Annotated in this window: 9 protein-coding genes and 1 tRNA gene; 6 read left to right on the top strand and 4 right to left on the bottom strand. The window is 64.1% G+C overall.

Annotation, left to right across the window (positions count from 1 at the left end):
* Window positions 1–99: 99 nt before the first annotated feature.
* Complete coding sequence (locus ACQY6T_RS13210) at window positions 100–879, top strand: transglutaminase-like domain-containing protein (RefSeq protein ID WP_428631361.1); 780 nt, start codon at window positions 100–102, stop codon at window positions 877–879.
* Window positions 880–981: 102 nt separating this feature from the next.
* Here ACQY6T_RS13210 and ACQY6T_RS13205 read toward each other — a convergent pair.
* Together ACQY6T_RS13205 and ACQY6T_RS13200 are read right to left on the bottom strand one after the other, a co-directional pair.
* A tRNA-Gly gene (locus tag ACQY6T_RS13205) sits at window positions 982–1055 on the bottom strand.
* Window positions 1056–1139: 84 nt separating this feature from the next.
* Window positions 1140–1610 carry an Lrp/AsnC family transcriptional regulator gene (locus ACQY6T_RS13200; protein WP_428631359.1) on the bottom strand — a complete coding sequence of 157 codons (471 nt, stop codon included), beginning with the start codon at window positions 1608–1610 and terminating at the stop codon, window positions 1140–1142.
* Window positions 1611–1708: 98 nt separating this feature from the next.
* Here ACQY6T_RS13200 and putA point away from each other — a divergent pair, with 98 nt between their 5' ends.
* A complete protein-coding gene (gene putA, locus ACQY6T_RS13195) occupies window positions 1709–4819 on the top strand; it encodes a bifunctional proline dehydrogenase/L-glutamate gamma-semialdehyde dehydrogenase PutA (protein WP_428631358.1) in 3111 nt (1036 codons plus the stop codon).
* A gap of 31 nt (window positions 4820–4850) precedes the next feature.
* On the opposite strand, the gene ACQY6T_RS13190 is transcribed toward putA, so the two are convergent.
* Both ACQY6T_RS13190 and ACQY6T_RS13185 read right to left on the bottom strand, forming a co-directional pair.
* Window positions 4851–5528 carry a hypothetical protein gene (locus tag ACQY6T_RS13190; RefSeq protein ID WP_428631355.1) on the bottom strand — a complete coding sequence of 226 codons (678 nt, stop codon included), beginning with the start codon at window positions 5526–5528 and terminating at the stop codon, window positions 4851–4853.
* Window positions 5529–5551: 23 nt separating this feature from the next.
* Window positions 5552–6490 (bottom strand): tetratricopeptide repeat protein, encoded by a 939-nt coding sequence (locus tag ACQY6T_RS13185; protein WP_428631354.1) that lies wholly within the window; start codon window positions 6488–6490, stop codon window positions 5552–5554.
* Window positions 6491–6649: 159 nt separating this feature from the next.
* Here ACQY6T_RS13185 and gdhA point away from each other — a divergent pair, with 159 nt between their 5' ends.
* From gdhA to ACQY6T_RS13165, 4 genes are read left to right on the top strand one after another with little or no spacing between them, the layout of a single operon-like run.
* The gene (gdhA, locus tag ACQY6T_RS13180; RefSeq protein ID WP_428631353.1) at window positions 6650–8005 is read left to right on the top strand and encodes an NADP-specific glutamate dehydrogenase; all 1356 of its coding nucleotides are present in this window, start codon (window positions 6650–6652) and stop codon (window positions 8003–8005) included.
* A 38-nt stretch (window positions 8006–8043) separates the two neighbouring features.
* Entirely contained in the window at window positions 8044–9477 is a 1434-nt protein-coding gene (locus ACQY6T_RS13175) for a multiheme c-type cytochrome (protein WP_428631351.1), read from the top strand.
* 4 nt (window positions 9478–9481) lie between these two features.
* Window positions 9482–11464, top strand: a complete 1983-nt coding sequence (locus ACQY6T_RS13170; RefSeq protein WP_428631349.1) for a heme-binding protein — start codon at window positions 9482–9484, stop codon at window positions 11462–11464.
* A gap of 3 nt (window positions 11465–11467) precedes the next feature.
* Window positions 11468–13399: a hypothetical protein gene (locus ACQY6T_RS13165; RefSeq protein WP_428631347.1), complete on the top strand. Its 1932-nt coding sequence runs from the start codon at window positions 11468–11470 to the stop codon at window positions 13397–13399.

Here is a 13399-nt window from a genome sequence, read left to right as displayed (position 1 = left end):
CATACAGCGGCGGCGGAGGATCGCGCCAATGCTTTTCGGTTGTGCCGCTGTTTTTCTCGCCCTAGCGGCACCGATCCCGCTTTGGAGCGTTACCTGCCGATGAAACTCGAAATCACCGCCGCGCTCGACTACCGCCTTGGCGATCCGGTCGACCTGATGCTGCACATCGAGGCGGCGGCGATCCCCGAACAAGCGATCCTGAACGCGGTGCTCGACGTCGGGCCTTGCGAATATTTCGCGCGGGTCGCGGCGCAGGACCTGATCGGGGACCGGATATGGCTCCGCCGCGGCGGCGAGCTCAATGTCCGCTATCGCTCGACGGTCGAAATCAACCGCGATCTCGTCGATTATCGGACGCTCGGTAAGGTGCCGATGCACCGGCTGCCCGGCGAGACGGTCCAGTATCTCAACGAATCGCGCTATTGCCCGGCGAACAAATTCATCCACTTCGTCCAGGACGAATTCGGCGATGTCGAGGGCGGCGCCAAGATCGGCCGGATGCGCGACTGGATCGAGACGCATTTCACCTATGTATCGGGATCGAGCGACGCCGAAACGGGCGCGCTCGACAGCTTTGTCCTGCGCCAGGGCGTGTGCCGCGACTATGCGCATGTCATGGTCAGCCTGGCGCGCGCCGCGGCGATTCCGGCGCGCGTCGTCAGCGTCTATGCGCTTGGCGTCGAACCGCAGGATTTCCACGCGGTGGCCGAGGTGTTTCTGGGCGGTGCCTGGCATCTGGTCGATGCGACCGGCATGGCGAAAGCGGGCGAAATGGCCAAGATCGCCGTCGGCCGCGACGCCGCCGACATCAGCTTCCTGACCGCTTATGGCGAGATCGAGATGTTGAACCAGCAGGTGACGGTGCAGGCGGTGGGGTAGGGTGTTTCGGCATGACAAAGCCATGCCGCCGATCCTCGCTACGCGAGGTCGGCCGGACTTTCGCTGATCGCGATCTAGCTCCGCTTAATCGCTGCGAAAGTCTGGAGCGGGTGAAGGGAATCGAACCCTCGTCACTTGCTTGGGAAGCAAAAGCTCTACCATTGAGCTACACCCGCGCGCGGCGATACGTTGCCGATAGCGCGCCTTTGCCGCCATCCGCGGCGCGGGTCAATGTTTTTGCCGTCGTGATGCCGGCACCCTCAGCGCGCGGCTTCGCGTACCGTTTCCATGACGACGAAGGTCGAGGTGCTGGCGACGTGCGGCAGGCTCGAAATCTTTTCGCCCAGCACGGTGCGGTATCGCCGCATGTCTGATGTTCGCACCTTGAGCAGATAATCGAAGCTGCTCGCGATCATGTGGCATTCCTCGATTTCGGCGATACGGCGAACCGCCGCGTTGAACTCCTTGAGCGCGGCCTCGCGCGTGTCCGACAATTTCACCTCCGCAAAGGCGACATGGTCCAGCCCGACCTTGGCGGGATCGACGATCGCGGCAAAGCCCGTGATCACGCCGCTATCGACGAGCCGCCGGACGCGTTGCTGGCACGGGGTCTTGGACAGGCCGACATGCTCTGCGAGCTCGGTGAAGGTGATGCGACCGTCATGGCGCAGGATCGACAGGATTTTTCGATCGAAATCGTCCAGATCGACTGAGTATGTCTTGTCTTTCATATAAATCGCCTAAAATAGTTTCGATAATAGGTCAAAATGTCGTTTCATGGGCCAGATTTTAGGCGGATTGCTGAGCAGTCGTGCGATATAGTCGTGCGATGACCGAATCCACCTCAGACCGCGCGCCTGTCCGCGCCGCCCTCCGCACCTTGGCCCGCCGCAGCGAAGCCGACATCGTCACCGATCTGCGCACCGCGCTGGCGACCTCTTCGGCGAGCGTCGACGCGGTGACCCGGCGCGGGCTCGCACTGATCCGTAAGGCAAAGGCTGAGGGTGACCGCGAGACGCTCGTCGCGCAGCTGATGAACCGGTACCGCCTGTCGACCGAGGAGGGCGTGGTGCTGATGTGCCTCGCCGAGGCGCTGCTGCGCGTGCCTGACAATGCGACCGCCAATGCGCTGATCCGCGACAAGATCGCCGGACGTCATTGGGCCGAGGGCGATGGCGGCGACAGTCCGCTGATCGTCGCGCTGTCGTCGCGCGGCCTGTCGTTCGGGTCGGCGACGCTGATGCTGGGCGCGATGGGCAGCAAGGCAAATCCGCTGACCCTGCTCAAATCGATGGTGCGCCGCTCGGGCGAGCCGGTGATCCGGCAGGCAGCACTCGCGGCGATGAAGCTGCTGGGCCAGCAGTTTGTCATGGGCGAAACGATCGACGCCGCGGTGAAGCGCGCCGACAAGGCAAAGTCGGAACTTGCCAGCTTCGACATGCTGGGCGAAGCGGCGCGCACCGCGGAAGATGCGGCGCGCTATTATGACAGCTATGCCGATGCCATTGCGCGCATCGGCCGCGACGCCAAAGCGGGCGACCCGCACGCCAATCACGGTATTTCGATCAAGCTGTCGGCGCTCCACCCGCGGTATGAATATCTTCAGCGCGCGCGGGTGACCGGCGAACTGGTGCCGCGCGTCATCGAGCTCGCGCGCGCGGCGCGCGCGGTAAACATCCCGCTGATGATCGATGCCGAGGAAAGCGACCGGCTCGAACCACATATGGATGTGTTTGCGGCGCTGATCGACGCCGGAATCGCCGACGGCTGGACCGGGCTTGGCATCGTCATCCAGGCGTATCAGAAGCGCGCCCCGGCGGTGATCGACTGGCTGGCCGAGCGCGCCCGCGCCCGCGGGGTCAAGCTGTCGATGCGGCTGGTCAAGGGCGCCTATTGGGATACCGAGATCAAGCGCGCGCAGACGCTGGGCCTTGGCGATTTCCCGGTGTTCACCGCCAAACTCCACACCGACCTCAATTATATGCGCTGCGCCCAGCTGTTGCGGAACGCGCAGGATTGCATCTATCCGGCGTTCGCCAGCCACAATGCGATGACGCTGGCTTATGTGTCCGAACTGTTCGCGGGCGCCGATTACGAACTGCAGCGGCTGCACGGCATGGGTGAGGGCGCGCATGACGCGCTCGTCGCACTGTTCCCGCCGCCGCGTCCGGTGCGCGTCTATGCGCCGGTCGGCACCCACCGCGACCTCCTCGCCTATCTCGTCCGCCGCTTGCTTGAAAATGGCGCGAACTCCAGCTTCGTCCACCAGTTTTCGGACCCTGACGTCAGCGCAGAACAGCTCGCGGTCGATCCGCGCAGCGTCGCCAGCGCGTCATCGTCGAAGATCGCGAACGGGATCGGGCTGTTCGGTCCCGCGCGCCAAAACTCGCGCGGCTATGACCTCGGCGAACCCGGCGTGCCTGAAGCGCTGGTCGCCGCGATCGGCGCCGCGCGGCGCAGCGATCGGGTTGCCGCGCCGGTCGTCGGCGGCGTGGCGCGAACGGGTGCGGTCGATCCGGTGCGCAACCCCGCGACAGGGGCCATCGTCGGGCAGGTAATCGAGGCGGATACCGCCGCGGTTGCCGATGCCGTCGCCGCGGCGCGCAAGGCGCAGGACAATTGGAGCCTCGCGGGCGGTGCTTTCCGCGCCGAACGGCTCGAACGCGCTGCCGATCTGCTCGAAGAGCATGACGCGCTGTTCCTTGGCCTTGCGATCGATGAAGCGGGCAAGACGCTGATCGATGCGATCGCTGAAGTGCGCGAGGCGGTCGACTTCCTGCGCTATTATGCCGGTCAGGCGCGCGCCGACTTCACCTATCCCGTCGCACTGCCCGGCCCGACCGGCGAACGCAACGAGCTGATGCTCGAAGGCAAGGGGGTGTTCGTGTGCATCAGCCCATGGAACTTCCCGCTCGCGATTTTTCTCGGCCAAGTGGCGGCGGCACTCGCAGCGGGGAACGCCGTGCTTGCGAAACCCGCCGAACAGACTCCGCTGATCGCGCATGCGGCGGTCGAGCTGCTGCTCGAGGCCGGGATACCCGGCGACGTGCTCCATTATCTGCCCGGTCGCGGCGAGACCGTCGGCGCCGCGCTGACTGGCCATGCCGATATCATCGGCGTTGCCTTCACGGGGTCGACCGAGGTCGCGCGCGCGATCAACCGCGGTCTCGCGCTGCGCGACGGCCCGATCGCGACCTTGATCGCCGAGACCGGCGGCGCCAACGCGATGATCGTCGATTCGACCGCACTGCCCGAACAGGTAGCGCGCGACGCGGTTGCCAGCGCCTTCCAGTCGGCGGGGCAGCGCTGTTCGGCCTTGCGCCTGCTGTGCGTGCAGGAAGACGTCGCCGATACGATGATCGCGATGGTTGCGGGCGCAATGGCCGAGCTGAATATCGGCGATCCGGCGCTGCTATCGACCGACGTTGGCCCGATCATCGACGACGAAGCGCAGACGAACATCGCCGCCTATGTTGCCGAAGCGCGCGCGGCGGGGCGCGTGATCGCCGAAGCCATGCGGAACGACCTGCCCGCGGGCGGTCATTTCGTGCCGCCGGTGGTGATTCGCCTCGACCATATCACCGATTTGAAGCGCGAGATTTTCGGGCCGGTGCTGCATGTCGCAACGTGGAAAGGCGGCGAACTCGACCAGCTGATCGATGCGATCAACGCCTCGGGTTACGGCCTGACGCTGGGCGTCCACACCCGCATCGACGGGGTTGCGGCACATATCGCGGCGCGCGCGCAGGTCGGCAATGTTTACGTCAACCGCAACCAGATCGGCGCGATCGTCGGGTCGCAGCCGTTCGGCGGCCGCGGGCTGTCGGGGACCGGCCCGAAAGCCGGCGGCCCGCATTATCTGCACCGTTTTGCCGAGGAGAAGACGATCAGCACCGACATCACCGCAGCGGGCGGCAATGCGGCGCTGATGGCGGGCTGACCCCCATCTCCTGACCCCCCATCTCCTGACCTTAGTCGGCGCGCCCGTCGGCAGCGGCCAGTTTGTCGACCAAGGCGCGCGCCCGGCGCAGCTGGACCGCGACGCTATTGGGTTTGGCCGGATCGTCATAGGAATAGATGAACAGCATCTTGCCGCCGATGATGGTGCCGCAGCCGCCGACCGCGATTGGATAGGTGGCGATGGTGCTCGCGACCTTCACCTCGCCGCCCAAATAGATGCAGACATCGTCATTCCCGCGCGGTTTGATATCACCGCTCAGGTCGACTTTTGTACCGAATGCGGTCGACAACCCGTCTTCGGCGTTGTCGACCCAAGGCCCGCCATTCTTGTACAGGGGCAGCGCCAGTTCTTTGACCATCAACGCGATAAACTCGGCACGTTTCATTTCCGGAAAGGAAACACGCGGCGACTTGATCAGATAATAGTCATATTTCATGTCCAGGGCGCTGTCGCGCTGCTCGCAGCGAACAAACATGGCGGGGGTCTGGTTTTCGACATCACCCTTGGCGAGCAGGTCGCCCGCGAGCTTGGCTTGACCTGTCGGGGTGCAGTACCCTTCCGGACTCGAGCCGGTAATCGCCACGCCGTCGATAGAAAAATTCACCGGGCTCGCTGCCAGCGCGGCGGCGGGCATCGCCGCAACCATCGCGGCGAGCAGCGCCGCTCGGACTGCCGTCATCATTCTCATTCGATATTCCCCTTGGTCGATTGTCATGCCCCCGGCACCCCCAGCAGTTGCGCCTGCGCCTTCAACCGCCCCGCCGCCGCCGGGTTGGCGGCAATGCCATCCTTCAGCGCCTGCGCCGCTTTCGCCGTTTCACCCAAGGTCATGCGGCTGCGCATCAGCATGATCCAGCGGTCGACGTCGGCCGGATTGGCTTTCAGCTTGGCCTCCAGCCCGCTTACCATGCCCTCGATCATCTGGTCCTGCTGGCCCTTGGGCAGCTGCGACGCGGCTTCCATGTCCGACCGGGTCGGACCGGGAATGGCGCGCGCGGCGACGGGCATTTCGTCAGCGGTCAGCGGCCGCGCCTGCGTGTTTGTCAGCCGGAGCGCGACGTCGATCTTGTGAATCTGCCCGACCTGTTCGATCGTGCGACGCAGGTCAGCCTCCCACGGCGCCCCCTGCGGCGTGTCGGCGAGCAGCGCGAACCAGTCGTCGATCGCGCCCTTGTGGTCGCCGCCAATGTCTTTCTTCACCGCCAGAAAATAGCGTGCGCGCGGATCCTTGGTATCGAGTGCGATCGCCTTTTCGAACGCCGCCAGCGCCTCGGGAGGCATCGGGTCGCTGTCACTGCCCATCACCCGCGCCTCGCCCAGCGCCGACCATAGCCCCGCCGAATCGGGCGACAGAGCGACAGCTTTTTCATAAGCGGCGCCTGCACCGACGAAATCGCTCAGGTCGAATCGCGCCGCGCCCAGTGCCGTCCACGCCTCGGCGCTGTTCGGTTCGTTTTTGGTGCGTGCCTCCAGGGCGGCGAGCTGATCGGACGGCGCTGCGGCGGTCTGCGCCGCCGGATTGTCAGCCGACGGCGCCGAATCGCGCCAGATCGCGTAGCCGACCGCCGCCGCTAGCAGCACGAAGGCGGTGATCAAAATCGCACGGTTGGTACCCGTCATGCCGCGTATCATGCTCTTGGTCTCGTTCATTTTTGCCCCTTTGTGCGGCCCACGAAAAAATGCCGTCTGTGCGCGCTGTCATATTGCCTTTGCTTGGCGATGGTGTAGCCTTTGACATACAAGGTCGGTCAACGATTAAAATCGTCGGGGTCGCACCGACTTTCCCAGTCATTTTTAGGGGAGGGGTGCATGGCAGTTTCGGATCACGTCGATTTTTCGACGTTCATGGAAGGCGTGAAAAAGCGTAACCCGGGGCAACCCGAGTTCGTGCAAGCCGTACAGGAAGTATCGGAAGATATTTTCGATTTCATCGCGGACAAGGAAGACTATCACGCGCAGCAGATTTTGCGGCGCATCGCAGAGCCCGATCGGGTCATTTCTTTTCGCGTCTGCTGGGAAGATGATCAGGGCAATGTGCGCGTCCAGCGTGGCTGGCGGGTACAGAACAACAACGCCATCGGCCCGTACAAGGGCGGCATTCGGTTCCACCCGAGCGTCACCGAATCGGTGCTCAAGTTCCTGGCGTTTGAACAGACGTTCAAAAATGCGCTGACCGGCCTGCCGATGGGCGGCGGCAAGGGCGGGTCAAACTTCAATCCCAAGGGCAAGAGCGTGCGCGAGATCATGCGCTTTTGCCAGAGCTTCATGACCGAGCTGTATCGCCACATCGGCGCCGACATCGACGTTCCGGCGGGCGACATCGGCGTGGGCGGGCGCGAAATCGGTTTCATGTTCGGCCAGTATAAGCGCATCACTAACGAATTCACCGGGGTGCTCACCGGCAAGGGCCTCGAATGGGGCGGCTCGCTGATCCGCACCGAGGCGACCGGCTATGGCGCCGTTTACTTCCTTGCCAACATGCTCGCTGCCAAGGGGCAGGATCTGACCGGCAAGACCGCGGTGATTTCTGGATCGGGCAATGTCGCGACCCACGCCGCCGAAAAGATCGTCCAGCTGGGCGGCAAGGTGCTCACCCTGTCCGATTCGGCTGGCTTCATCCATGATCCCGACGGCATCGATCAGGAAAAAATCAACTGGGTGAAGGCGCATAAGACGGTTCGTCGCGGCCGGATTGAGGATTATTGCGCCGAGTTTAAAGGCGCCAGCTTCACCGCGGGCAAGACCCCCTGGGGGGTCAAATGCGATGTCGCGCTGCCCTGCGCGACGCAGAATGAATTGCTGGGCGACGATGCGCGCGAGCTGGTCAAGAATGGCTGTATTGCGGTCAGCGAAGGCGCCAACATGCCGACCAATCTGGAAGGCGTGCATGTCTTCAAGGATGCGAAGATCATGTTCGCGCCGGGCAAGGCCGCCAATGCCGGGGGTGTCGCGGTCTCTGGCCTCGAAATGAGCCAGAACAGCGGGCGTCGCAGCTGGAGCGAGCCCGAACTGCAACAGATGCTCAAAGACATCATGGACGGCATCCACAAAAGCTGCATCACCTATGGCGATCAGGGTGGCGGCTATATCGATTATGTAAAAGGCGCGAACATCGGCGGCTTCAAAAAAGTTGCTGACGCAATGCTAGCGTTTGGAGTGGTTTAGGCGCAAAAGCGTCCGACCGGGAAAAGGGGACTCTGGGCATGACGACCGACGCGGTTTCAAGGCGCGGCGAACGACCGTGGGCGGCTATTGCGGCGTTCGCGGCGATGCTGTTTGCGCTGGCAATCGCGGCGGTCGTGCTGGCTCCCCCGGCCCGGTCGCAAGGCGAAAGCGGTGCGCGCTATACCGGCGTTGCCTCGTGCGCCGGCTCGACCTGCCACGGCCGGATGGAGGGCGATGGCAGCGTCGTGCGCCAGGACGAGCTGATGAAATGGCAGGAGCCATCGACCCCCGGCGGTGCGCACAGCCGCGCCTGGGCGGTGCTCAGCAACAATCGCAGCCAGTTCATCGCGCGCAATTTGGGGATCGGCGACCCGGCCAAGGCGCAGATGTGCCTTGGGTGCCACAGCACCGCGGGTACCGCGCGCGCCGTCCCTGCCGAAGACGGCGTTGGCTGCGAATCGTGCCACGGCCCTGCGGGCGGCTGGCTCGCCAGTCACTATGCCGGGGTTGGCACGAACGCCGATCCCGACCGCGAAATGCGCGACAAGCATCTTGCCAATCTGTCGGCGGGCCTCAAAAAGCTTGAGGATCCTGTCGTCCGCGCCAGCGTCTGCGTCGATTGCCACTTCGGGTCGGCGGGCGAGGGGCAGTTCGTTACCCACCGCATCATGGCCGCCGGCCATCCGCGCATCGCGTTCGAGCTCGACCTTTTCTCGTCGCTCCAGGCGCATCATCAGGAAGATGGTGATTATAGCTGGCGCAAATTCGGCGCTGCGAACGGGCGCACCGACCATGTTCAGATGTGGGCGGTGGGACAGGCGACCGCGATCGAGCGTAGTCTGACGCTGTTCCAGTCGCGGCGCGGGACCGAGGGCATGTTTCCCGAATTCTATTTCCTCGATTGTCACAGTTGCCACCGCCGCATTTTTGATCAGGCGAAGCCGGTGCGGACGGGGCTCGACAATCCGGGGCGGAGCATCCCCGAAGGCATGCCGCCCTATAATGACGAGAATCTGATCATGCTCGCCGCCGCCGCGCGGCTCGCCGCGCCCGCGCTCGCCGACCAACTCGCAGCGCGCACCGCGGCGTTCCACAAGGCGATGGCGACCGACCGGCCCAGCGCGGTCGCTGCGGCGGCACAATTGTCGCAGACGGTCGCGGCGCTGAAATCTGCTTTCGCGTCGCGCAGCTTCTCGGGCGCCGACGCCTTCGCGATGGTCGATGCGATTTCGGCAAAGGCGATCAGCGATCGTTACACCGACTATTCGGGATCGCAGCAGGCGGTGATGGGAGTCGATACCCTGCTCAACGCGATGGTTTCTTCGGGCCGGGTGACGGTTGGCGCGGCGGCGGGCATTCGCGGCGACATCGACCGCGCTTATGCGGCGGTGAAAGATCCCAACGCCTATAAGCCTTCCGAATTCCAGGCCTCGTTCGGCAGCGCGGTGCGCTCCATCCGGGCGCTGCGGTAAGATCATGCGAAGCAAGACCCATTTTTTCCGCTCTGCGGCCTTTGCCGCGATTGGTTCGCTGCTCCTCGCCTCGTGCGGCGGCGGCGGCGGGGGTGGGACTCCAACGCCCACACCGACCCCCACCCCCACGCCAACCCCGACCCCGACGGGCAGTGTCTTCACCCAGCCGGGCAATGAATCGCTGAGCATCGCCGATGTTCAGCAAGTGATCGCGCAGGCGACCGTCGAGGCGCAGGCGCGCAGCCTGCCGTCGGTGATCGCGGTGACCGACCGCGTCGGCAATGTGCTCGCGGTTTTTCGCATGAACGGCGCACGCGCCACGGCGACCACCGCTGCGGCGCCCAACGGGATGAACATCGACGCGCAAAATGTCACCGTTCCAGCCGAAGCGGGCGCCATCGCGAAAGCGGTGACCGGCGCCTATCTTTCGAGCGCGGGCAACGCCTTTTCGACCCGCACCGCCAGCCAGATCGTGCAGGAACATTTCCCGCCCGCACCGACGACGGTCGGGCTGGAAAGCGGTCCATTGTTCGGGGTGCAGTTCAGCCAGCTTCCCTGCAGCGACCTTAATGCGCGGTTCGGCGCGCTGGGCGGCGCGGCGCTGATCGGACCAAAGCGCTCGCCGCTTGGCCTGTCGGCCGATCCCGGCGGCCTGCCGCTATACAAAAATGGCAAGCTTGTCGGCGGCATCGGCGTGATGGGTGACGGGGTCTATGGCAGCGATCCCAACACTCTCGACATCGACAATGATCCCGAAGAATTTGTCGCGCTTGCCGGCACCCGCGGATTCGAGGCGCCGACCAGCATCACCGCCGACAAGATCACAGTCGATGGGACCAGTCTGCGCTTTTCAGACGCGACCTATGGCGGGCTGTCGACCAGCGGCGGGACAAGTTTTGCCAGTTTGAACGGAGTCGCTGGCAACTTGGTGGCGGTCATTGGCTATGCGAACGCCGCGGTCATCGCAGGCACCGTTTATGGCACCGAGGCCTCGGGAATGCGGCCGTCGACCGCTGCCGAATTCACCAACGCCGATGCTTATGTCCTGACCGACGGCAGCGGCGCCAACCGTTTCCCGGTGCGCGCCGCCACCGATGCGGCAAGCAACAGCGCGCCGCTCACCCAGGCCGAAGTGCGCGCGGTCATGGAGGAAGCCTTCAAGATCGTTAGCCGCGCGCGGGGTCAGATTCGCCGTCCGCTTGACAGCCGCGCGCAAGTGTCGATCAGCATTGTCGATACCCATGGTGCGATCCTCGGCATCGTTCGTTCGCCCGATGCGCCGATTTTCGGCACTGACGTCAGCTTGCAAAAGGCGCGCACCGCGACCTTCTTTTCCAATGCGGTCGCGGGCGCCGAACTGAGTGCCAATGCCAGCGCCGATGTCCGCCAGTTCGTGCCGGCAACGCGCGCCTTCCTCAATAATCCTGCGGCGCTGACCGGCACGATCGCCTTTGCCGATCGGTCGGGGGGCAATCTGTCACGTCCCTATTTTCCCGATGGTGAGGTCGGACGCCCGCACGGTCCGCTGTCGCGTCCGATTCAGCAATTCAACCCCTTCTCGACCGGCCTGCAATCGGCGCTGATCATCGGCAACATCGGCGCGCATCTGGGCTTTGTGACCGGCGCCAGCCCGACCGACACGCCGCAGCGCTGCACCACGCTGCCCGACGTCCAGCCGGGATTGAACCGGCTTCAGAACGGGATTCAGATTTTTCCCGGCTCGGTCCCCATCTATCGCGGCGGCCAGCTTGTGGGCGGTATCGGGGTGTCGGGCGACGGCATCGACCAGGACGATATGATCAGTTTCCTTGGGCTCCACAACGGCGGCGCGCGGGTCGGGTCGATCGGCAATGCCCCGTCGGCAATCCGCGCCGACCGAGTGGTCGTGACCCTTGCCGACAATCGGACGGTCCGCTTGCGCTATATCGGCTGCCCCTTCGCGCCATTCCTCGACACGGCGCAGCAAAATGTCTGCGACGGGCTGTAGGCGATGATGACGGGGGGCAGCCTTTGGCCGATTATCGCGACTCTCGCGGCGCAGGGTACGCCGGGGATCGAGGTCCCGCCGCCGCCGCCCGCGCTTGACGATCCGCCGTTCGCCGGTGACGCCGCCGCTTCCGAACAGCCCGCCGACGAATTGATCCCGCCGCCGCCGCCGGTCGACTGGCAGGAAATGGTCAAGGACGATCTGGTCACCCAGATCATCGAAGGTCGCCGCCGCCCCGGTTATACGCCCGATCTTCCCGACCAGTTGACTCAGGACAATGTCGGCGCGCTGCGTCCGCCGCCGCCGCAGGCGTTCCCAGGCATGGAGGACCAGTTGCCGGTTCCCGACCGCTGGCGCCTGATCGAAAGCCTGGGGGTGGTCAAGGAACGCTGGTTCGATCCCTATCACCAGAACACTTATAAGGGCGACCGTGCGATCGACCGCAGCAAGGTGCCATGGCTGCCGATCAAGGGCGACGACTGGTTCATCGTCGCCAATGCGGTGTCCGATACCGTGTTCGAACCGCGCACCTTTCCGATCCCGGTCGGGGTCCAGACTACCGAGCGACCGGGCAGCCTCGATGTTTTCGGCAAGGACCGCAGCTTTGTATTCGCGCAAACCTTCATTGTCGGCGCGGCGCTCATCAAGGGGTCGACCGCGTTCAAACCGCCCGACATCGAATATCGCGTTACCCTCGCCTATCAGGCCAATTATGTCGACGTGCCCGAACGCCGCGTCCTCGACGTGCGCCCGTCGAAGGCAAGCCATCGCTATGACTCGTTCCTGGGGGTACAGGAATTGTTCGTCGACAAGCATCTCGGCAATACGTCGGACCGCTTCGACTTCTATTCGATCCGGCTGGGCATCCAGCCGTTTCAGAGCGATTTTCGCGGCTTTCTGTTCAACGACAGCCAGCTCGGCATCCGTCTGTTCGGCAACCGCGACAACAACCGCTTCCAATATAATCTCGCGGCCTTCTGGCGACTCGAAAAGGACACCAACAGCGGTCTCAACGACATCACCCAGACCCCGCGCGACGATTTCATCCTCACCGCCAATCTCTATCGCCAGGATTTCCCGTTCGTCGGGCTGACCAGCCAGATCAGCGCGACGTACAATATGAACCGCGAAAAGAACGACATCCAGATCGACCACAATGGTTTCCCGGTTCGTCCGGCGCTGCTCGGCGATTTGCGCGGGCGCGAATATGACGTCGTTTATCTGGGGTATAGCGCCGACGGGCGGATCGGGCGGATCAACGTCACGGCCAGCTTCTACGCGGCGCTCGGCGAAGACCGGAACAGCTTCTTTACTAGCAAGCCCGCCGAAATCCGCGCGGGTTTCGGCGCGGTCGAACTCAGTTACGATCATGACTGGATGCGGTTCCGCCTATCGGGGCTGTATGCCACCGGCGACGGCGACCCGCATAACAACACCGAAGGCGGCTTTGACGCGATCTTCGAAAACCCGATCTTCGGCGGCGCCGACACCAGCTACTGGATCCGCCAGACGATCCCTTTTGCGGGCGGCGGGCGCGTCATCGCCATCAACGGCCGCAACGGCATATTGAACTCGCTGCGCTCGTCGAAGGAAGAGGGGCAGTCGAATTTCAACAACCCCGGCACCGTGTTCATCGGCGCCGGCGCCGATTTCGACCTGACCCCCGAATTTCGGATCAGCGCCAACGCCAACCATTTGTGGTTCGCCGACACGTCGTCGTTGCAGGCGCTACGCACCGAAGGATCGATCCCCAAGGACATCGGCTTCGACCTGTCGGTGGCGACGATCTGGCGGCCGAAGGCGACGCAGAATATCGTTGGGCGCCTCAGCGCCGCGGTGCTGCTGCCCGGCGACGGGTTCAAGGATCTGTTCGATAACAAGCAGAAGAACGACGCCTACGTGTCGATCCTCGCCAATGTGATTTTGAGTTTCTGA

It is taken from the genome of Sphingopyxis sp. (genome assembly GCF_965279725.1).
In the GTDB taxonomy this organism is placed as follows: domain Bacteria; phylum Pseudomonadota; class Alphaproteobacteria; order Sphingomonadales; family Sphingomonadaceae; genus Sphingopyxis.
The sequence above is the reverse complement of the archived record's forward strand: the minus strand, read 5'-3'. Positions and strand labels throughout refer to the sequence as shown.

Excerpts from the sequence above, each read along its gene's own strand:
- gdhA (WP_428631353.1), top strand. The coding sequence starts at position 6,650 with ATGGCAGTTTCGGATCACGTCGATTTTTCGACGTTCATGGAAGGCGTG.
- ACQY6T_RS13210 (WP_428631361.1), top strand. The coding sequence starts at position 100 with ATGAAACTCGAAATCACCGCCGCGCTCGACTACCGCCTTGGCGATCCG.
- ACQY6T_RS13165 (WP_428631347.1), top strand. The coding sequence starts at position 11,468 with ATGATGACGGGGGGCAGCCTTTGGCCGATTATCGCGACTCTCGCGGCG.
- ACQY6T_RS13200 (WP_428631359.1), bottom strand. The coding sequence starts at position 1,610 with ATGAAAGACAAGACATACTCAGTCGATCTGGACGATTTCGATCGAAAA.
- ACQY6T_RS13170 (WP_428631349.1), top strand. The coding sequence starts at position 9,482 with ATGCGAAGCAAGACCCATTTTTTCCGCTCTGCGGCCTTTGCCGCGATT.
- ACQY6T_RS13175 (WP_428631351.1), top strand. The coding sequence starts at position 8,044 with ATGACGACCGACGCGGTTTCAAGGCGCGGCGAACGACCGTGGGCGGCT.
- putA (WP_428631358.1), top strand. The coding sequence starts at position 1,709 with ATGACCGAATCCACCTCAGACCGCGCGCCTGTCCGCGCCGCCCTCCGC.
- ACQY6T_RS13185 (WP_428631354.1), bottom strand. The coding sequence starts at position 6,490 with ATGAACGAGACCAAGAGCATGATACGCGGCATGACGGGTACCAACCGT.
- ACQY6T_RS13190 (WP_428631355.1), bottom strand. The coding sequence starts at position 5,528 with ATGAGAATGATGACGGCAGTCCGAGCGGCGCTGCTCGCCGCGATGGTT.